Source organism: Streptomyces sp. NBC_01320, from assembly GCF_035974375.1.
Taxonomy (GTDB): domain Bacteria; phylum Actinomycetota; class Actinomycetes; order Streptomycetales; family Streptomycetaceae; genus Streptomyces; species Streptomyces yanii.
This window is the reverse complement of sequence record NZ_CP108390.1, coordinates 2,285,689-2,308,223: the sequence shown is the minus strand read 5'-3', so window position 1 is coordinate 2,308,223 and position 22,535 is coordinate 2,285,689. Positions and strand designations below refer to the sequence as shown.

The following is a 22,535-nucleotide window of genomic DNA, read 5'->3' as shown; positions in this document are numbered from 1 at the left end:
ATGGCTCAGCGGACGATCAACTGCGACCTTCACCTCGCGCCGGACGACTTCATCATGCGCGACCACCGGGTGCACGGGGTGTCCGTACTGCCGGGTGCGGCATTCCTCGACATCGTCCACCGGATCATCGAGGCCCAGGGCTTCGACGGCGCCGGCTGCGAACTGCGCGACATCGTCTTCGCCGAGGCCGTGGCCACGGACCCGGGGACCGGCCGGGACATCCGGGTGACCCTGACCGAGCGGACCGACGGCGACTGGGACGTCACCGCCCGCAGCCGGGCGGCCGTGCCGGACGACCCGCCGCCCTGGCGGGACAACTTCTCCGGCCGCCTCACCTGGACCACCGCGGGACCGGCTCCCGCAGTGGACCTCGACGCCCTGCGGGCGGGGGCCGTGAAACAGCGTGATCTTGCCGAACTGTACGCCCAGGCACGGGCCGAGCGGATCCAGCACGGTCCGGCGATGACCTGCTCGGGCGCCATGTGGGAAGGGCCCGGCTATCTGCTGGCGGAGCTCAACCTGTCGCCGCGCTCGCAGGATCTCGAGGACGGTTTCCACCTCCATCCGGCCAAGCTGGACGCCGCCACACTCGTCGCGTTCGGGATGACCGGTTCCACGGGCGATCCGTTCATCCCGATGTTCATCGAGCGGTTCCGGGCGAACCGTCGGCTGCGCGGCCGGTGTTACGCGTATCTGCCCGCCCCCGAAACGGCTGCCGCATCCGGCCAGCTGGTCACCAGCGACTGTCTGATCCTTGACGAACAGGGTTACCCGGTGGCCGAGTTCACCGGGCTCACCTGCAAGCGGATCAGGTTTCCGGAACAGGTGACGGCGCTCGTCGCCGCTCCTGCTCCCGCTTCCGTGCACGCGGCTGCAGGGCATCCGGCCGACGCCCCCGCCACCGAGCCGACCGACCCGGCCGGGGAGGAGCCGCCGGCGGCCCGTGCCGAGGACGGCCATGTCGTGCTGCTGCGGCGTCTGGTGGCCGGTGCGCTCGGCGTGACGGCCGACGAGGTCGACACACGCACCGGCTTCTACACACTGGGCCTCGACTCGGTCGCGCTGCTGAAGCTCGGCCAGGATCTGGAACAGCTCATCGGGGAACGGCTCTACCCCACCCTGCTGTTCGAGTACGGGACGGTGGACGAACTCGCCCGGCATCTGGCGCAGACCCACCCGCAGCTCCCGGCCGCCACGGGACCCACAGGCCCGGCACCCGCCCCTGCCGCCGCGTCGCCCGCAACACCCACCGCCGCAGTGACCGCCGAACCGGCCGGGACCGCGGCGACCGCTCCCGGTACGCCGCGGCCCGCCGTCGTGGCCTGTCGCCCTGTCTGGCACCCGATGGATCCCGGCCCGGGTCCGGACCAGGAACCGGCCGGGGACGTACTGCTGCTGGGGGCAGCCCCCGAACTCGCCGCCGGACTGCGGGCCCGGATGCCCGCCGGGCGGCGGCTGATCGTCGTCGGGACAGGCCCCGGCTTCGCGGCGGACGGCCCGGACTCCTACCGCCTCGACCCGCGCAGCCGCGACCAGTGGACCACTCTCCTGGACCGGCTGGCCGACGAAGGCACCGACACCGCGGCGTTCATCCAGATGCTGCCGGACGACCCGGCGCGGGGGGACCGCGACGCGTTCGACACCGTGCGCGCGCTCGCCGCCGCCCTCGCCTCGCGGCCGCTGCCCGCCCCGGTCGGAGTGCACCAGATCTACCGTTCGGGACACGGCACCCCGCCGCCGCAGTACGGGGCCCTGGCCGCCCTGTGCCGCACACTCACCGCCGAGGTCCCCCGAGTACGCTGTCGCGCCGTCGAACTGGACCTGCCCGCAGGGGCGGAGGACCTGCTCACGGTCGCGGCGGGCGGCATCTCAGGACCGCACGAGCCGCACCTGCGTTACGCGGCGGGCAGCCCGTACGTGCTGCGTCACACCCGCGTCGCGCTCCCCGCGCACGCGGATCCGCCGGGCCCGGCGTCATCCGTCTATCTGATCACCGGCGCGGGCGGGGGGATTGCCACGCTCCTGGCCGAGCGGCTGGCCCGCGAACCCGGCGTCGGGCTGCTCCTCCTCGGGCGCCGCCCCGCGGACCCCGGTCTGCGCCACCGGATCGACGGCTGGGAGCGACTGGGCGCCCGCGTGCACCACGTCCGGGCCGATCTGGCACGGGAGGACGAGGTGCGTGCCGCGGTCGCCGAGGGAATCGCCCGGTTCGGCCGTATCGACCGGGTCCTGCACTGTGCCGGGGCTGCCGACGACGGGGTGTTCTTCCGTGAGGAAGCGGGACGCACCGACCGGGTGCTCGCCCCCAAGACCGCCGGCCTGCTGGCCCTGGACGCGGCCACCGAGGACCTCGAACTGGACTGGTTCGTCACGTTCTCCTCCCTCGCATCCGTGGTGCCGAGCCCGGGGCAGAGCACCTATGCGTACGCCAACTCCTTCATGGACCACTTCGCGAACCGACGCACCGGCCGGACCCTGTCCGTGGCCTGGCCGCACTGGGCCGACGGCGGGATGAGCGTGCCCCCGGAGGCCATCGAGAGCGCCCGGGGGGAGCTCGGTCTGTCCCCGATGCCGGCGGCCGACGGACTGCGGACACTGTGGTCCGCACTGGCCACCGGCGAACGCAGGATCGTGGTCGGCCACGGCGAGCCGGAACGCATCGACACGGCGCTGCACCTCGTGGAGCACACGGAGCCCGGCGGCCGCACACGGCCGCAGGCCCGTCCGACAATCCGTGACCGGGCGGAGCCCAAGGACGCCGGTCGGCCCGTCGAGGGCGCGGACCCGGACGCGGCGACGGACGAGATCGCCGTCATCGGCGTCGCCGGGCGCTATCCGCAGGCCGACAGCCTCGACGCCTTCTGGGACAACCTCCGCTCCGGACGTGACTCCGTCACCGAGATCCCTGTCGACCGCTGGGACAACGAGGCCCTCTACGACCCGGAGAAGGGACGCCCCGGGCGCACCTACGGACGTTGGGGCGGCTTCCTCAGCAGCATCGACCGTTTCGATCCGGCGTTCTTCGGCATCTCGCGCAAGGAAGCCGAATGGATGGATCCGCAGGAACGGCTGTTCCTCACCACCGCCTGGCACACCCTGGAGGACGCCGGATACCCGCCCGACGCCCTGCGCGACGAGACCGTCGGTGTCTTCCTCGGCATCATGTGGAACCACTACCAGCTGGTCACCGGCGGCGTCGGCGGTGTCGCACCGACCGCGCTGCACTCCTCCGCCGCCAATCGGGTCTCCTTCGCCCTCGACCTGAGCGGTCCGAGCATCGCGCTCGACACCGCGTGTTCGTCCTCGCTGACCGCCCTGCACCTCGCGGTCGAGAGCATCCGGCGCGGTGAGTCGACCCTGGCCCTCGCCGGCGGCGTCAACGTCATGGTCCATCCGCAGAAGTACCTCCAACTCGCCCAGGGACGCTGGCTCTCCGAGGACGGCCGCTGTCGCAGCTTCGGTGAGGGCGGCACCGGGTACGTCCCGGGCGAAGGGGTCGGCGCGGTGCTGCTGAAACCGCTGTCCCGCGCCCGTGCCGACGGCGACCACATCCACGCCGTCATCAAGGGAACCGGTGTCAACCACAGCGGCCGGACGAGCGGCTTCACCGTGCCCAGCCCGGCGGGCCAGGCGGAGCTGATCCGTCACTCCCTCGCGTCCAGCGGCATCGACCCGGCCACGGTCGGCTATGTGGAGGCACACGGCACCGGGACCTCGCTCGGGGACCCGATCGAGATCGAGGGGCTGGGCCGGGGATTCGGCGACCGGGCGCCCGCGCACTGCCCGATCGGCTCGGTGAAGTCGAACATCGGGCATCTGGAGAGCGCGGCGGGAATCGCCGCCCTCACCAAGGTCCTCCTCCAGCTCAAACACCGCACACTGGTGCCTTCGCTGCACGCCGGAACGCTCAACCCGCAGATCGACTTCGACGGTTCACCCTTCCGCGTCCAGCGCACCACCACCGACTGGCCGGTTCCCGACGGCACCCCCCGTCGGGCCGTGATCAGCGCCTTCGGCGCCGGTGGAGCCAACGCCCATGCCGTCGTCGAGGAATATCTGCCCACCCCCCGCGCCGCCGTCCCGGCCGGCCCGCAGCGGGTGACACTGTCGGCCCGCACCGAGGACGCGTTGCTCGACCAGGTGCGGGCGCTCGACAGCCATCTCGCCTCCCTCGACCTCGCCGGCACCGATCAAGGCCGCTATCTCGCCGATCTCGCCCACACCCTTCGCGTCGGCAGGGCATCGATGGTGCGCCGCGCGTCGGTCGTGGTGGACAGCCTCGCGGAACTCCGCCGCGCCCTGGCCGGGATCCTGGACGGGGAGGACCGGGAGGCGCGGGAGACCGCAGAGGCCCCAGGAACGCCGGGGGAACGCGGCGACGTACGGAGGATCCCGCTGCCCGGCTATCCGTTCCAGGAGGAACGCTGCTGGCTCGGCGCCTGGGAACGCGCGCACGACCCGTCCCGGCAGGACGCCGCGGCGGCCATCGCACCGCCCGCGGCGGCCGCGCCCCGCACGGCTCCCGACCGGCCGGCCGGGGACGGCGGCGTGGAACTGCGGGTGCTCGACCACGGCGTCGGCCTGGTCGTGCTCGGCGCGCCGATGTTCACCGACCGGTTACTGCGTGAACTGGCCGACGCCTTCGCGGAGATCGACACACGCGACGACATCCGCGCTGTCGTGATCACCGGCAGCAACACCATCTTCAGCATGGGCGCCACCCCCGAGGCCCTGGAGGAACTGGCCCGGGGCGAGGGCAGCTTCACCGACGAGCCCGTGGTCTACGGGGCTCTCACGGGCTGTCGCAAGCCGGTCGTCGCCGCACTCCAAGGACATGCGTCGGGCGGCGGCTTCACCTTCGGCATGTACGGCGACGTCGTCCTGCTGAGCGCGGACAGCTCCTACAGCGCCAACTTCCTGAAGTACGGCTTCACGCCCGGCATGGGCGCCACCTACATCCTGGAACACCGGCTCGGCCGGACGCTCGCCCACGAAATGCTGCTGACCGGGCGCTCCTACCCCGGCGCCGAACTGAGCAGACGCGGTGCGGGAGTCACCGTGCTGCCCTCCGCGCAGGTGCTGCCCGCCGCGCTCGACCTGGCCCGCTCCATCGCCGGGCATCCGGCGGTCGCGTCCGGTGCGCTCAAGGCGGAGTTCGCCGGTCGCGTACGGGCCGAGCTGCCCGGGATCATCGACCGTGAGGTACGCATGCACCGGGACGTACTCGGCGAGGAGTCCCTGGACCGTATCCACGCCCGGCACCACACCCGTGAGGAATCCGGCGCAGCACCCGTCGCCCCCGAACCGCGTCGCGCCGACCCGCCGGCCGCCGACCGCCTTCCGCAGGCCCCGGAACCGGTCGACTCCGCCGAGGTGGAACAGGCGGTGCGCGAGGCGCTCGGCGCGCTGCTGTACCTCGAGCCGAAGGAGCTCGACACCTCCCTGACGTTCAACGAGATGGGCCTGGACTCGGTCGGCGCGGTGGAGGTGGTCAGAGACCTCAACCAGCGCTACGGGCTCGACCTGGATTCCGTCGCCGTCTACGACCACCCCACCGTGCCCGACCTCACCGGTCTGGTGGCCACGGCGCTCGACGAGCAGCGTTCCCTGCATGCCGCGGCGACCGCTCCCACGGCCCCCCAGCAACCCGCAACGGCCCCGTCGGCGGCACCGACCGCCGACCTGTTGCCGCCGCGCGAACTCCCCGACCCGCGGCCGGACACCCGGCCCCCGGCGCCGCGTCGGCTGCCGCCGGAGGCGGACCCGCCCGCGCCGGCTCCGACAGCGGGCCCGTCCGGCCCGCTCGTCACCCTGGCGCCGCTCGGGCGCGGCATCCGGGAACCCGAAGGCGACCCGCCCGCGCCCGCCGCAGCCTCGGCCGGCCCCGAAGCTTCCGCCCACCCCGCACCCGCCCCGGCCCCTGACGGCCGTATCCCGCAAGGTCACGCTTCCGACGGCCGCACGGTCACCGACCGCACGTCCGATGGCCGCACGGTCACCGACCGCACGTCCGATGGCCGCACCGTCGCCGACGGCGCCCCCGGCGGGCACACCCCCGCCGACCACTCGGAGCCGACCGGATCCCCGGAGGCCACGGAGCAGACCGGGTCCTCCGACATCGCCGTCATCGGCATGTCCGGGCGCTTCCCCGGCGCCGACGACCTCGACGCCTTCTGGCACAACCTCGCCGGCGGGCGCAGTGACATCGGTGAGATTCCCGCCGAACGATTCGACTGCGAACCGGACTTCGACGCCCGCCGGGGCGTCGAGGGCAAGACATACAGCCGGTGGGCCGCCATGCTCGCCCGGGTCGAGGAGTTCGACCCGGCGTTCTTCCACCTGTCACCGCTCGAGGCTCGCGCCATGGACCCACAGCAGCGGCTCTTCCTCCAGGAGTCCTACCGCGCCCTCGAAGACGCCGGGTATGCGGGCGACGGCGGGGAACGGGCCTTCGGTGTGTTCGCCGGGTGTGCGACGAACGACTACACCCAACTGCTCACCGACAGCGGGTCCCGGGACTCGGGACAGGCGTTCCTGGGCAATGCCCCGTCCATCCTCGCCGCCAGGATCGCGTACTTCCTGAACCTCACCGGCCCCACCCTGGCCATCGACACCGCCTGCTCGTCCTCCCTGGTGGCGGTCCACCTCGCCTGCGAGAGCATCCGGCGCGGCGAGTGCACGGCGGCACTGGCCGGCGGGGTCGCCGTCATGGTCACCCCCGAACTGCTGATCCGCACCAGCCAGACCGGCATGCTCTCGCCGACCGGTCGCTCCGCGCCGTTCGATGCCGACGCCGACGGCATCGTCCTCGGCGAAGGGGTCGGGGTGGTCGTACTGAAACGCCTCGACGCGGCGCTCGCCGACGGCGACCAGGTGCATGCCGTGATCCGCGCCGGCGGCATCAACGGGGACGGCAAGACCAACGGCATCACCGCCCCCAGCGCCGCTTCGCAGGCAGCACTGATCCGCTCGGTGCTGCGTCGGGCCGGACTCGGCGCGGAGGACATCGGTTACGTCGAGGCGCACGGCACGGGTACACCGCTCGGCGACCCGATCGAGGTCAAAGCCCTGACGGAGGCGTTCCGTGCGGACACCGACCGGACCGGATTCTGCGGACTGGGCTCGGTGAAGGCGAACATCGGACACACCACGACGGCGGCCGGCATCGCCTCGCTGCTGAAGGTGCTGCTGTCCCTGCGGCACCGCCGGCTCGCCCCCATGCCCGGCTTCGGCCGCCCCAACGACAAGATCGACTTCGCGGGCAGTCCTTTCGTCCCGGTCACCGAGCCGACCGACTGGGAGCCTTCCGCCCGCGGTGAACGGATCGCCGCGGTCAGCAGTTTCGGCTTCAGCGGCACCAACAGCCACCTCCTGGTCGCCGAAGCCCCGGCCCGGCTGCCCGCACCGCGGCCGCACACCGCGGAACGCGTCGTCATCCCCGTCTCGGCCCGCACCGACGCCGCTCTGGACGTGAGCCTGTCCCGCCTGGCCACGCACCTCGACACCGCTCCCGACGTCGGGCTGCCCGACCTCGCCCGCACCCTGTCCACCGGACGCAGACATCTGCGGGCGCGGGCGGTGTTCACCGTCGACAGCGTGGACCGGCTGCGCCACGCGCTGCGCCTCGCGGCCTCGGGCGCAGCCGGTCCCGACCATCTGCGCGGCATGGCTCCGGCCGACCCCGCAGAGCCGTCCGGCACGCTGCCCGGTGACGCCTCGCCCGACCGGATCGCCGCCTCGTACCTGCGGGGCGAACGGATCGACTGGGAGGCACTGCACGCCCGGCCCGGAACCCGCACGATCGCCCTGCCGACCTACCCGTTCGCCCGTGAACGCCACTGGCCGGACCGTCCGCACAGTGACCCGCGGGACACCCGCACGCCCTCCTGGCGCATCGGCCCCGACGACCCCCTGGTCGACGGCCACCGGGTGTCCGGACACCCGGTCCTGCCGGGGGCGGCGGCCATCGCCATGGCCGTCGCGGCAGCGGACCTGGGACCGCTGCGGCTGAGCTCCGTACGGTGGCTGCGGCCCTGCCGGATCTCCGCCCCGCGCGCACTCCACGTCTCCCTCGCCCCGGCGGATCCGCCGGCGCGCCGGTTCACCCTCCACGACGGATCGGGTACGGAGTACGCCACCTGCCTGGCCGAGCCCCTGCCCGCCGGCACCCCTGCGGAACACCTCGACATCGACGCGGCGGCGCGCCGCTGCGACCGCTCGGTGGACGCCGCCCGGCTGTACGCGGACTTCGCCGCAGCCGGCGTCGGCTACGGCCCGCGTTACCGTCTGCTCGACGGCGTCCGTTTCGGCACGGACGAGGCCGTCGCCACCCTCGACCCGGCACCCGCCGGCCCGGCGGGCCCCTATCCGCTGCACCCCGCCGTGCTGGACGCCGCCCTGCAGACGGCCGCCGTGCTGCTGCCGGGAGACCGGCCCGCGGTGCCCTTCTCCGCGCAGGAGGTGTGGGTCAACGGCCCCCTTCCCGCCGGGCCGCTGACGGTGCATGCCCTGCGGGAGCGGCACGGATTCACCGTACGGCTGGCGGATGCCCGGGGGACCGTACACCTGAAGGTGACGGGCTTCTCCCTCCGGCCCATCGCAGCGCCGGCCGCCGACCCGCTGGACGGCATGATCCACATCCCGCGATGGCAGCCCGAACCGCTCCCGGACAGCGTGACGCCGACCGGTGCCGACCGCACAGCCGTGCTCCACCTGGGCGGACCGGACGAACTCTCCCGCGCGCTGGTGGCACGCTGCCCCGGCCGGGACACCGTGCTGCTGAGGGCCGACGCGGACGGCGTCCCCTCCCTCCCAGGGCCGGAGGAGTGCGAGGCCCTGTATGTGGTGGCCTGTCAGGAACCCGACGAGGGCATGGCCCCGACCGTGCTGAACGCCCTCACCGCCCTCACCGCCTCCCGGCAGGCACACCGCCCCCTCCGGCTCACCCTGGTGGTGGCGGGTGAGGACGACACGGACCCGGCGGCCCGGCTCCCGCACGCCGCCGAGGCCCAGGGCCTCTGCCGGGCGGTGGCGGCCGAGTACCCGCACTGGTCGGTGCGGTGCCTGGACATCGGCACCTGCGCGGACGACCCGGCCGAACTGGCCCGGCGGATCCTCGCCGAACCGGGCGAGGACCGGCTCGTCGCCCTGCGCGGCACCGAGCGCTATGTGCAGCGGCTCGTCCCGGCCGACCTGACGGCCGAGACCACCGACCCCTACCGGGACGGCGGCGTGTACGTGGTCGCGGGAGGCACCGGTGGTATCGGCCGCCAACTGTGCCGCCATCTCGCGGCGACCCGCCGGGCCCGCCTGGCGGTGGTCGGCAGACGCCCGGCCGATGACCCGGCGGTCCGTGCACTCCTGGACGAGGTGACCGCACTCGGCGGCCGGGCGCGCTACTTCAGTGCCGACCTGGCCGACGTGGCGGCACTGAGGTCCGCCGTGGCGGCGGTGCGCGCGGCATGGGGCCCGGTCCACGGCGCCTTCCACAGCGCGCTGGTGCTCCGCGACCGCACGGTGGCCAACCTGGACCGGCCCATCCTCGACGAGGTCCGTCGCCCCAAGACCGACGGTGCCCGCAATCTGTACGAGGCGCTGAGCGACCAGCCCCTCGACTTCCTCCTCTACTTCTCCTCCGCGGTCTCCTTCACCGACAGCGCGGGCCAGGCCAACTACGCGGCGGCGAGCATGTTCGAGGACGCCTACGCCACCCGGCTGCGCCGCCTCGGGCACCCCGTCTCGGTCATCAACTGGGGGTACTGGGGCGGCGTCGGAGTGGTCGCCGACGAACGCTATGCCCGCCGCCTTGCCACGCTCGGCATCGGATCCATCGAACCCTCCGAAGGGCTCGCCGCCGTGTCCCGGATTCTGTCGTCCGGACTGCCCCAGGCCCTGGTGCTGCGGGCGGAACCACAGGGGCTCGCCCAGTTCGGCATCGGCACCCCCGCGCCCACCGCCCGTCCCGCCACGGCCACACGCCCCCCGGCCGGACCCGGCATCGGCACCGACCCACGACTGGACGGCGCACGGGCCGCCTTCACCGCTCTGGACGCCCTGGCCCGCGATCTGGTCCGCCATGCCATGGCGGGCTTCGGCGGCCTGGACCGGGTGGGCCGGCACACACCCCTGGCCGACCTGATGGCCCTCACCACCGGCACACCGCACCACCGACGGCTGCTGCGCGCCGTCCTGGAGATGCTGGCCCGCTCAGGCGCCCTGCTCATCGACAACGACGATGTCGTGCCGCTGCGCACCGAGGAACCAGTCGTCCCCGACGTGACCGGTCTGCTGACCGCACACCCGGAGATGGCCCCGCACGTCAAGCTGCTGCGGACCTGCGCTGACGCCCTCCCCGACGTACTCACCGGCAGTCGCGCGCACCTCGAGGTGCTCTTCCCGCACGGCAGCGTCTCCCTCGTCGAGGACGTCTATCGGGGCCAGCCGATCGCGGACCATGTCAACGGGCTGCTCGCCGCCCGGGTCGCCGACGCCGTGCGGACCGGAGCGGGCCGCCCCGCGCGGGTCCTGGAGATCGGTGCGGGTACCGGCGGCAGCAGCGCGGCGGTGCTGGCCGCGTGCGCCGCGACCGGGCAGGACTACGCGTACTGCTACACCGACATCTCCCCGGCCTTCCTGCGCCACGGCGAAGCGGAATTCGGCACCCGGGACGGCCATGTCTCCTTCCGGCCGCTCGACATCGGCCGGGACCCGGCGGAACAGGGATTCGAACCGGGTGGCCACGACGTCGTCCTCGCCACCAACGTCCTGCACGCCACCGCCGACATCGCCACCACCCTGCGGCACGCCGCGTCCCTGCTGCGCCCCGGCGGACTGCTGCTGATCAACGAGGTGACCCGCGCCTCCGACTACCTGACCGTCACCTTCGGTCTCACCCCTGACTGGTGGGCGGCCGAGGACGAGCAGCGCAGACTGCCCGGCGCACCGCTGCTCAGCCCCGGCCAGTGGCGCGACGCCCTGACGGAGGCCGGTCTGCGCCAGGTGCGGGCCGAAGGCGCCCCCGGCGTCCCGGCCGCTGACCTGGAGCAGTGCCTGATCATCGCCGAACGGCCGCCCACGACCCCCGCTCCCGCGACGCCCGACATCCAGGCGCCCGCGGCCTCGGCACCCGAGATGCTGGCGCCCGAGACCCCGGCCCCCGGCCTCGCGGACCGAGCGGTCACCACCGCGACCACGCCCGACTACGTACGAAAGGTCTTCGCCGAGGTGCTCGGCTCCCGGCCGGAGGACCTCGACGACCGGGCCACGTTCGAGACCTTCGGGATCGACTCCCTGGTCACCCTGCGCATCGTCGACCGGTTCGCGCAGGACCTCGGCGAACTGCCCGCGACCCTGCTGTTCGAGAACCTCACCATCGAGCAGCTCGCCACCCACCTCGAACGCGAACACGCGGACCGTCTCGGAGTGGTCCTCCGGGCCTCGGCACCGCAGCAGCCCGCGCCGGCGCCACTGCCCGCATTCCCGCCCGCGCCCGAAGACACCGCCGCCCGCGACGGCGATATCGCCGTGATCGGCGTCTGCGGACGCTACCCCGGCGCCCCCGACCTGCGGAGCTTGTGGCAGAACCTGGCCTCGGGAACCACCAGCGTCACCGACGTGCCGGCGGACCGCTGGGACTGGCGCACCCACTTCGATGCGCGGCGTGGCACCCCGCAGCACACCTACGGCCGCTGGGGCGGCTTCCTGGAGGACGTCGACCGCTTCGACCCCGCCTTCTTCGGCATCCTTGCCCGGGACGCCGCGGCGATCGACCCGCAGGAGCGGCTCTTCCTGGAGACCGTCTGGAATCTGCTGGAAGAGACCGGCCACCTGGGCACCCACACCCGGGTACCCCGCACCGGGGTGTTCGCCGGCCTGATGTACGGCACCTACGGGCAGCTCGGCGCCACCCTCTGGAACGAGGGCCGGCTCAGCGGCGCCCACTCCTCCTACTGGTCGGTGGCCAACCGGGTCTCGTACTTCTTCGACTTCACCGGACCCAGCATGGCGGTCGACTCCGCCTGCTCCTCCTCCCTCACCGCCGTCCACCTGGCATGCGAGAGCCTGCGGCGCGGCGAATGCGAGACCGCGATCGCCGGTGGGGTCAACCTGATCCTGCACCCGTCCCACCATGTGTCGCTGTCGGGACTGAACATGCTGTCCGCCGACGGCGCCACCAAGGTCTTCGACGAACGGGCGGACGGATTCGTACCGGGCGAGGGCGTCGGCGCCGTCCTGCTCAAGCCCCTGCACAGGGCCATGGCGGACGGTGACGACATCTGGGCGGTGCTCAAGGGAGGGTCCGTCAACGCGGGTGGAAAGACCGGCGGTTACACCGTCCCGAACCCGAACGCCCAGGCGGCGCTGATCACCGACGCGCTGCGCCGGGCCGACGTCGAGCCGGGCACCGTCTCGTACATCGAGGCGCACGGCACCGGCACCGAACTCGGCGACCCGATCGAATTCGCCGCCCTCGCCCGCGCCTTCGCGGAGTCGGGTGCCGTGCCCGGACGCTGCGGCGTCAGCTCGGTCAAGGCCAACATCGGTCATTTGGAGGGGGCCGCGGGCATCGCGGGCCTGACAAAGACGCTGCTGCAACTGCGGCACCGCAAGCTCGCACCGTGCGCGTCCCTGGACATCGTCAATCCGAGGATCAGCTTGGCGGGCACCCCGTTCTTCCTGCCCCGCACGCTGACCGACTGGGAGCCGACGGCACCGGGGACCCCTCTTCGCGCCGGGATCAGCTCGTTCGGCGCGGGGGGCGCCAATGTGCATCTGGTGCTCGAGGAACCTCCGGCACCCCCTTCCCTCCCGGCCCCGACCGTCCCCGTCGGCGAACAGCTCTTCCTGCTGTCGGCCCGTACGCCGGGGCAGTTGGCCACCCACGCGGCCCGGATCGCCGATTTCCTGACCGGGCCAGGCACGGACGTGCGACTCGACGCCCTGTGCTGGACCAGCCAGACCGGACGCCGGGACATGGCCGAACGCGTCGCCGTACTGGCGGCGGACGTGCCGGAACTCGCCGCGCGGCTTGCCGCGTTCGCCCACGGTGAGGACGCTCCGGGTCTGGTCCGCGCGTCCGCGGGCCCGTCGGCCGCGCCGCCGGCCGGCACCCGCGATCTCACCGTGCTGGCCGGACACTGGGCGTGCGGCGGCCGACCGGACTGGCGCGAACTGTGGCCCGAACCGCCGGGCCGGATCCCCTACCCGACCTACCCGTTCGAACGCACCCGGCACTGGACGGACACCCCGACGACCTCCCCGACCCTCACTCCCGCTCCGGCCCCCACACCGTCCGACGCGGCCACGACCGAACAGGTCGGGATGCCGTCCGCCGGAACCCCATCGGGTACGACGCAGTACCTGGTGCCCGAGTGGCGCCCGGAGCACCTGACCGGCACTCCCCGCGCGCCCGGCCGGGTACTGGTGCTCGGCGCCGGCGCCGGAGCGTCGGAGACCGTGGCAGCGGTGGAGGCCGCGATCCGCGAAGCCGGTGGCACGTGCCCGATCTCCGGCCCGGGGGAAAGCGCCGAGGAACGGAGCGCCTGGGCGCGGGCCCTCGCCGCCGAGGAGCAGCTGCCCGACGGCCTGGTGTATGTCGCCGGCCCCGGAACTCTGCCCGAGCAACTCGACGCCGGACTGCACACCGTCCTGTCCCTGACCGCTGCGGTAATGGCCGCCGGTTCGGGCCGGCGGCTGCGGGTCGTGTTCGGCCACACGCAGCCCACTCCCGCCTACGCGGCGGTGTCCGGCGCACTGGCCGCACTGGCCCTGGAACACGGCGGGCTGCGGGCGACCCGGCTGTACGCGGGCGACGAGCCCGCCACGGCGGCCGACCGGATCGTCGCGGAACTCCTCCGTGAACCCGCCGGGTCCGCCGACACGGTCACCTACGAGCACGGCGAGCGGCGTCGGCTGCACATGGCGGAGCGGGTCCCCGCCGACGGCCCGGGACTGCACCCGGCCGGAACGTATCTGATCACCGGTGGCGCGGGCGAACTCGGTCTGCGCTTCGCCGCATACGTGGCACAGTGGCCGGTCACCGTCGTGCTGGCCGGCCGAAGCGCGCTCGACCCGGAACGGACCGCCCGGCTCGCCGCACTCGCGGGGCCGGGAGCGCGTATCCACTACCACCGCGCGGACGTGACATCCCGCCATGAGGTCGACGAGCTGATCGGCACGGTCAGGAGGCTGTACGGTCCCCTGCGCGGCGTCCTGCACGCCGCCGGGATCACCAGGGACCGCAGGGCCGCGGAGAAGTCGCGGGCGGAGATCGCGGAGGTCGTCGCGCCCAAGGTGTACGGAGCCGTGCATCTCGACGAGGCCACCCGGGACGAACCCCTCGACCATTTCGTCCTGTTCTCCTCGGTGGCCGGTGTGTCCGGCAATCTGGGGCAGGCGGACTACGCGTTCGCCAACGCCTATCTCGACGCCTTCGCGGAGGAACGCGAGGGGCGCCGCAGGGCAGGTGAGCGGCCGGGCCGGACCCTGGCGATCGGCTGGCCGCTCTGGGACGGCGGAGGCATGAGCGTGGACGCCGCGACCCGACGCCTCTTCGAGCGTCTGTGGGGGATGGTCCCGATGCCTCCGGAGGCCGGACTGCGCGCGTTCACCCGCGCGCTGACACTGCCCGACAGCCGGGTCATGGTCGTCGAGCGTGCGGCACCGGCAGCGGAGTCCGCTCCGCAGCGGGACACCGCCACGGTGACCGGAGCGCTGCCGGACGTGGAACGGACGGTACGGACACTGGCCGCCGCGTTCCTGCTGGTGGACGAGCGCGAGGTGGACACCGACGCCGACCTGATGGAGCTGGGCTTCGACTCCCTGTCCCTGACGGAGCTGGTCATCCAGGTCAACGAGGCGTACGGGCTCGATCTGCTGCCGACCGTGCTGTTCGAGAATCCCACGCTGGGGTTGTTCGCCCGGTACCTGGTGGAGGAACACGGGGCCGGCCCGGACACCACTGCCCTCACCGGCTCCGACACCGCACGGGAAGACAGCCGCCCCGCGATCGCAAGCGAGGGCATCGCAGGCGCAGACCTCGCCGATACGGAGGCCACAGAGACGGATGCCGCAGACACGGGCATCACGGACAGGGGCATCCCCGTGACGGGCGCCGCAGACACGGACATCGCCGTCATCGGGATGGCGGGCCGGATGCCCGGAGCCGACGATCCCGACGCCTTCTTCCGGCGCCTGATCGCCGGTGACGATCTCACGGGCCCCGTCCCCGAGGATCGTGCCGATCTGCGGGGCGACCCCGAAATCGCAGCTCAGCGCGGAGGGTTCCTCGCAGGCATCGATCGGTTCGACGCCGCCCGATTCCGAATCTCGCCGCGCGAGGCGGCGCTGATGGACCCGCAGCAGAGACTGTTCCTGGAGACCGTCTGGAGTGTATTCGAGGACGCCGGCTACCGCCCCGACCAGCTCGCCGGTACCGACACCGGACTCTTCGTGGGGGTCGCCACCTCGGACTACGACGACCTGATGACCAGTCACGCCATTCCCGTTCAGGCGCATATGGCGACCGGCATCGCGCACTCAGTGCTCGCCAACCGGGTGTCCCACCGGTTCGATCTGCGTGGCCCCAGCGAGGCCGTGGACACGGCCTGTTCCAGTTCCCTGGTGGCGCTGCACCGCGCCGTCCGTGCTCTCGCGGACGGCGAATGCACCATGGCCGTCGCCGGCGGGGTCAACGCCGTGCTCAGCCCCTCGCTGTTCAAGGCATTCGTCCGGGCGGAGATGCTGAGCCCCGACGGCCGCTGCAAGACCTTCGACGCCGCCGCCGACGGATATGTGCGGGGCGAGGGCGTGGGCGCCGTGCTGCTGAAGCCGCTGCGGCAGGCGGTGGAGGACGGCGACCACATCCACGCCGTGATCAAGGGAACCGCCGTCAACCACTGCGGTCGTACCGCCTCGCTCACCGCCCCCGACCCGGAGGCACAGGCCCGGGTCCTGGTGAGCGCGTACCGCCGTGCGGGCGTCGACCCGCGCACCGTTACCTATCTGGAGAGTCACGGCACCGGTACCCGGCTGGGCGACCCGATCGAGATCGAGGGGATGAAGAAGGCGTTCACCGAGCTGTACGAGGAACACGCACTGCCCGTGCCCGCCACCCCCCATGTGGCAGTGGGCGCGGTCAAGACCAACATCGGCCATCTGGAGGCCGCTTCGGGCATGGCCGGACTCCTGAAAGTGCTGCTGTGCCTGCGGCACGGATGGCTGCCGGGCAATCTGCACCTGGACACCGTCAACCCCTACCTGCGGCTTGACGGCTCGCCGCTGCGGCTGCTGGAGCGGGCCGAGCGCTGGGAAGGCGTGCCGGACGGAGACCGTGCGCTGCGCAGGGCGGGGGTGAGTTCCTTCGGCTTCGGCGGAAGCAACGCGCATGTCGTCGTGCAGGGGTACGACGACGCGCGCCCCGCCGAACAGGACCAGCGCCCCCGGGTGTTCCCGCTGTCCGCACCGGACGGTGAAACGCTGCGCGAGTACGCAGCCCGGCTGGCGGACAGCATCGGGCGTGAACCGTCCGCGCCGCTCTCCCGGGTGGCGTACACCCTTCAGACGGGCCGTACGGTGTTCCGCGTCCGCCACGCAGTGGTCGCCGCCGATCAGGGCGAGCTCCTACGCGCCCTTGCGGAGCTGGCCACCGGCCCGGTGCCCGAACCGTCCGACACCCCGGTGCCGGAAGCCGTACCGGGGCCCGGTGATCCGCACGCCCTGGCGGCAGCCTGGACGGCCGGGGCGCAGATTGCCTGGGAGGAGCTGTGGACCGCCGTTCCGGGCCGCACACCGCTGCCCGGAGTCCCGTTCACCCGGACCGCGCACTGGTTCACCGTGCCCGAACCCGACGCTTCGCACACACCGCCCCCGGTGACCGCGGCGGCCGCGAGGACGGAGCCGCGACGGGTAGGGGGCCGAGTGGTCCTCACCCCGACGCACACACCGCCACACGCCCCGGCCGGGACCAAGGATCCGAAACGGGCCCGGAGCAGGACGCGGGTCATGGCCCGGAGCGAGACCCCGGTCGAGGACCGGAGCAGGTCTGCCGTCGAGGACCAGGACAAGACCCCGGTCGAGGCATCGAGCACCCCATCGAGCCCGGCCCCGGTGACCGTCCGGACACCCCGGACGGAATCCGTGCCCCCTGCCGTCGACACCGTCGTGGGCCGCACCCAGCAGCTGGTGGCGTGCGGATACAACCCCGTGCTGCTGCCGGCCGCCCAGGTCCCCTTCGATCTGATCACCGACTCGTGGGCGGAGCGCGACCACCCCTCGGTCACCCGCCGGATGGCCGACATCACTGCCAGGTCGTTCAGCCGGCGCCAGGACATCGAGGAATGCGGCGCACCGTGGCTGCCCTTCAAACGGATCGTCGCCACACCGTCCGGGCGGGCAGCCGAAGCCCTGCTCTGCAGGCTGTGGCCAGGCGAGCGCGGCACCGTCCTGCATGACGGGGTCTTCCCGACCTGGCTGTACAGCCTGGCCGGGAACGGATTCCGGCCGGTGGAACTGGCCCGGCCGGACACACCGCGGCAGCCCTTCCGCTCCGATGTGGATCTCACCGCGCTGCGCACGGCGCTCGCCACGTCCCCGACGCCCGTCTCTTTCGTCTGCCTGGAAGCGGGCAACAACGCGGGCGGCGGCCACCCGATCTCCTGGGGCAATCTCACCGAGGTCCGCCGGACCCTCGGCGGCGACATCCCCCTCGTCATCGATGCGACGCGGATCGTGGAGAACGCCTTCCGGGTCCGTTCCGACGAAACGGACGGTCCGGACGGTGATGTGTGGGACGCGGTACGCGACCTGCTGGCCACCGCGGACGTGGTCACCCTCAGCATGCCGAAGGACTTCGGCATCGACTCCGGCGGGCTCCTCGCCACGAACCTGTCCGAACTCACCGACCGGCTGGACGGCGAGCGGGCCGACCACGGACCGCACCTGCACGCATGGGGCCGCCGTGCCCTGGCGGTCGCCGCGAACGATCTCGACTGGGCGGCCGACCGGGTTGCCGAGCGGATGCGGCACACCGCCACGTTGTGGGAACACCTCCACGACGCCGATGCCCCGCTGAGCGGACCCGCGGCCGGACACTGCGTCGTCCTCGACGTCGGCCGACTGGCGCCGTACGCGGAACTCCCCGAACCCGTGCCGTCGTTCCTGGCCACGCTCTACTGCGAGACGGGTGTGCGCGGCGGCCCGCATCTGGGCGGCGGCCTCGCGGCCCAGATGGTGCGGCTCGCCGTTCCGGTCGGTCTCACCGACACCGAGACGGACACCGTCGCGGACCGGGTCGCCACGTTCCTGACCGGCCCCGCCGAGCCGATCGTCCTGGTCGCGGCAGACGGCACCGCCGATCAGGTACGCGCCCCCCAGGCCCGCTACCGCCTCGGCACCCGGGATTCCGCGGAAGCCCGCCCCGTCCCCCACGCCCACGCCCACCCCCGCCCGGCGCCGGCTGCCGAGACCGTGAATAACCCCAACCTCCAGGTGCTGCGCGAGGCGGCGCCCGACGTGGAGGTACGCATGGTCCCGGTGCCGGGCGGCGAGGCCGAGGTGTTCGTGAGGGGCCGAGGTCCCGCCGTTCTTCTGATGCCACCGTTCAATATCGGCGCGGGCCTGTTCGTGGAGCAGTTCCGTGGGCTGAGCGACCGCCACCGGGTGGTGGCGGTGCACCGGCCCGGAGTGGGCCGCACCCGGGTGACCGGCGGCCTCGGCCTGGAAGAGGTGTCGGCCCTGCACCGGCACGTCCTGGACGAGCTGGGCATCACCGGCCCGGTGCACGTCGTCGGCGCCTCGTTCGGCGGCCTCCAGGCGCAGAGCTTCGTACTCGCCCATCCCGAGCGCGCCGCCGGCCTCACTCTGATCTCCAGCTCCCACCGGTTCGCCAACCGACCCGGCGGCGTTGCGAAGCTGTCAAGGGTTGCGGCGGAGGACCTGGACGCCGCAATCGCGGGCAGCGGCTCACACCGACTGGCGGACGCCCGCGACGACCTGCTGGCCACGCTGCTGCGCAGCGAGAGCATGGACCCGCACACCGGCATGCGCTATCTCGACGCCTTCGCCGAACACGCCGGTACGCAGGACAGGCTGGCGGACATCAGTACGCCCACGCTGATCGTCCACGGCCGCTACGACACGGTCGTCCCGGTCGACACCGTTCAGCTCCTGCACCGGCTGATCGGAGACAGCGAACTCGTGGAGATTCCCGACGCCGGGCACTTCCCCGGACTCACCAGCCCCGGCCAGGTCAACGAGATCCTCACCGAATTCTTCGCCACCCACCGAGCCGTACAGCACATCGGAGAACCGACCGGAGAACCGACCGACGGGAGCAGACGATGACCGACCTGTCCCAGACCGACGACGGGCACATCCTCGCCACCATCCGGCGGCGTGCCGCAGAAGTGGTGCCGACCACCGGCGACGGCGCACCGCTGTCCGCCGACAGCAGCCTGGCCGCGGCGGGCTGCAACAGCATCGACAGGGCGGAGATACTCGCCCTGGTCATGGAGGACCTCGGCGTCGTCGTGCCGCTCGACGAGTTCGAACGCACCCTGACGCTCGGCCAGGTCGCCGCACTGATGAGGAAACACGGGTGAGCCCCGCCTCGTTACGGAGCTGGGTGACCGGCCTCGGCGTGCTCTGCGCCGCGGGCCGGGACCCGGCCGGGTTCACCGGTGCCCTGCGCGCCGGCCACTCCGGCATCACCCGCCGCGAAACCGGTGCCTCGGACGAAGTCGGGTGGCCCGACCGGAGCGCCGTGATCGACGGATTCGCACTGGCGGACGCACTGGCCGACTGCGAGGGACTGTCCGCCACGCTGCTCGACTCCGCTCGGCGCAGCGTGGCACGCTCCCCGTACAACATTCAGGTCGCCACGGTCGCGGCGCTGCAGGGTTGGCTCTCCGCGGCCCTCGACGAGTCGCCCGCGCCCCCAGCGCGTACCGGAGTCGTGGTGGCCGGATCCAATCTCAACGGCGGCTACGCATGGCGCCAGCAGCAGCGCTTCGAACGCGACCCGGCGTATCTGCCACCGACCTTCGCCCTGCACTATCAGGACACCGACCACGTCGGGACGCTGAGCCAGCTCCTGGGCATCCGTGGTGAAGGATTCACCGTCGGCGGGGCGTCGGCCAGCGGCAATGTGGCGATCATTCAGGGCGCCCGGCTGATCGAGTGCGGGGCGTTGGACGTCTGTCTCGTCGTCGGAGCTCTGACCGAACTGTCGCCCATGGAGCTGCGCAGCTACTGCAATCTGCGCGCCGCGGCGGCCGGGGACGCGGCCACGACGGGATTCGGGGCACCGTTCGACACCGGCCACCGAGGGTTCGTACCGGGCGAGGGGTGCGCGGTGCTGGTGCTGGAATCGGAGGCATCGGCGCGTCGACGGGGTGCGTATCCGCTCGCCGAGTTGAGCGGATACGCCCAGCGTCTCGATGCCAACAGGCTGGCGGACCCTTCGGCGGACGGTGAGGCGGACGCGATGGAGGCGGCCATCGAACGGGCCGGTCTGTCGCCCGCCGACATCGACTACGTGAACGCGCACGGGACCGGCGCGCCGCTCGGGGACGCGGCCGAACTCCAGGCGCTGCGAAAGGTGTTCGGGTCTCGGGGCCCCTGGGTGAACGCGACGAAGGCGTTGACCGGACACTGCCTGTCGGCGGCCGGTGTGGTGGAGGCCGTGGCCACCGTGATCCAGTTGCGGGACTCCTTCGTCCACCCCACGGTGGGCCTGACGAGTCCGGTGGACGCCTCGCACCGCTTCGTCGGCCCCACGGCGAAGGGCGTGCCGTTGCGGCACGCCCTCTCCAACAGTTTCGGCTTCGGCGGGATCAGTACCAGCGTCGTGTTCGGCGCAGCTCCCGCTTGAGCACCTTGCCGATCGGCCCGTGCGGCAGCTCGTCCACGGCGACGATCCGGTCGGGCAGCTCGCCCGCCGGCAGCCGCTGCGCGAGGAAGTCCCGCAGACCGTCGGCGGACCCGTCGGGGCCGCCGGACCGCAGCCGCACGGCGGCCACCAGCAGCGTCCGCCCGTCCGGACCCGGCGCACCGAACACGGCGGCCTCCACCACATCGGGATGCCAGTACAACTCGTTCTCGGCACGCAGCGACGAGAAGGTGTGTCCTTCGCGGGTGACGACGTCGGCGGCCCGGTCGTGGAGGGTCAGTATCCCGTCCGCGTCGAGGGAGCCGACATCGCCCATGTGCGTCCACCCCTCCCGGAACACCCGGGCGGAAGCTTCGGGATCGCGGTAGTAGGAACGGGGCGGCGCGGGGGACGACAGACAGATCTCGCCGACCTGCCCGGGCGGCAGGGGGGAGCCCTCCGCATCCACGATCTTCACCCCGGTCTCCCGCCGGGGCTCACCGACCGTGGCCAGTTCCGGCCTGCGGAAGTACTCCGGGTCCTTGTGCTCGTTCCAGGGGGCCGTGATCAGGGAGGTGAGCGCGGGGGAGACTTCGGTGGATCCGTAGCCGATGATCATCCGGGTGTCGGGCAGCGCCTGCGACAGCTTGTTCACCATGCCGAGCGGCACGCTGGCTGAGCCGAACATCAGCATCGTCAGACAGGTCAGATCATGGGTGTCCAGCACACCGTCGGCCAGCAGTTGGATGGCGACGGAGGGCGGCAGCACCGCCAGTTCCAGCCTCGGTCCGGCGATGGCGGCGGCGATGCTCTCCGGATCCGAACGGCCCAGCACATGGATGGTCGAGTCCGTGGTCAGGGCCAGAATGAGCGCATTGTGGCCCGCGTTGGTGCCCAGCGGAACGGCGCACAGAATGCTGCCGACGTCCTGGAAGAGATGTCCCCAGGCGAACGTCGGGTACGTCAGGTTCGCGTGGCTGACGGCGACCGGCTTGGCGTCACCCGTCGTGCCCGAGGTGTAGAGGATGTCCGACAGCTCGTCGCTCGTCATCGCGGGCGGCTGAATCTCGGCCAGGGCCGAGAACTCCGCCCGGTCCGAGAACTGCGACGACGTCGAGCGTTCCGGCGGCTCCGACAACTCAGCAGCGGCCGGCGCACCGCGCTCGTACCCCGGCTCGGCCCACCACGCACCGTCCGGTGGCTCACTCCCGGCCCCGTGCAGCACTCCGAAGGCGCCGCAGTACGTCAGTCGGCGCCGGATCTCCGCGGCCCCGAGCCGCCCGGTCAGCGCGATCGCCGTGCCGCCCGCAAGATACACGGCGACATGTCCGATGGCGTACCCGATCCAGTCGCTTTCCGCGTAGTACAGACCGATCCGGTCACCCGGCCGTACTCCGACGGTTTTCAGTCGATGGGCAAGTGCACCTGAGGCGCGTATCCATTCCCCGTATGCCAGGGAGTCGGTTCCGTCGACGACCAGGGCGATATGGTCCGGTTTCTCCTTCGCGCGCTCAAGGATGAGCTGCGGGACCGTCGGCGGCACTGCGGCGATGTCGGTCATGAAGTGAACGTATGGCGCCTGTTTGTGCGCCTGCTGCTCACTTTTGAGTGGTAGCAGCACTCAACTCGGCATTGACACACTTCAGTTGGACCGACATCCTCACCAACG

The 22,535-nt window shown here is 72.4% G+C and carries 4 protein-coding genes; 3 read left to right on the top strand and 1 reads right to left on the bottom strand.

Going from position 1 to position 22,535, the window contains the following annotated elements:
• Genes OG395_RS10890 through OG395_RS10880 form a run of 3 tightly spaced genes read left to right on the top strand, consistent with a single transcriptional unit; the run spans position 1 to position 20,869 of the window.
• Positions 1 to 19,341, top strand: a complete 19,341-nt coding sequence (locus OG395_RS10890) for an SDR family NAD(P)-dependent oxidoreductase (RefSeq protein ID WP_327242714.1) — start codon at positions 1 to 3, stop codon at positions 19,339 to 19,341.
• A complete protein-coding gene (locus OG395_RS10885; RefSeq protein ID WP_327242713.1) occupies positions 19,338 to 19,598 on the top strand; it encodes a phosphopantetheine-binding protein in 261 nt (86 codons plus the stop codon). The genes OG395_RS10890 and OG395_RS10885 overlap by 4 nt, the downstream gene beginning before the upstream one ends.
• Complete coding sequence (locus OG395_RS10880) at positions 19,595 to 20,869, top strand: beta-ketoacyl synthase N-terminal-like domain-containing protein (RefSeq protein WP_327242712.1); 1,275 nt, start codon at positions 19,595 to 19,597, stop codon at positions 20,867 to 20,869. Before OG395_RS10885 ends, OG395_RS10880 begins: the two co-directional genes overlap by 4 nt.
• On the opposite strand, the gene OG395_RS10875 is transcribed toward OG395_RS10880, so the two are convergent.
• The gene (locus OG395_RS10875) at positions 20,832 to 22,427 is read right to left on the bottom strand and encodes a class I adenylate-forming enzyme family protein (protein WP_327242711.1); all 1,596 of its coding nucleotides are present in this window, start codon (positions 22,425 to 22,427) and stop codon (positions 20,832 to 20,834) included. The genes OG395_RS10880 and OG395_RS10875 overlap by 38 nt on opposite strands.
• Positions 22,428 to 22,535: the final 108 nt, after the last annotated feature.

Coding starts and splice junctions, on each gene's coding strand:
- OG395_RS10875 (WP_327242711.1), bottom strand. CDS start 22,427: ATGACCGACATCGCCGCAGTGCCGCCGACGGTCCCGCAGCTCATCCTT.
- OG395_RS10885 (WP_327242713.1), top strand. CDS start 19,338: ATGACCGACCTGTCCCAGACCGACGACGGGCACATCCTCGCCACCATC.
- OG395_RS10890 (WP_327242714.1), top strand. CDS start 1: ATGGCTCAGCGGACGATCAACTGCGACCTTCACCTCGCGCCGGACGAC.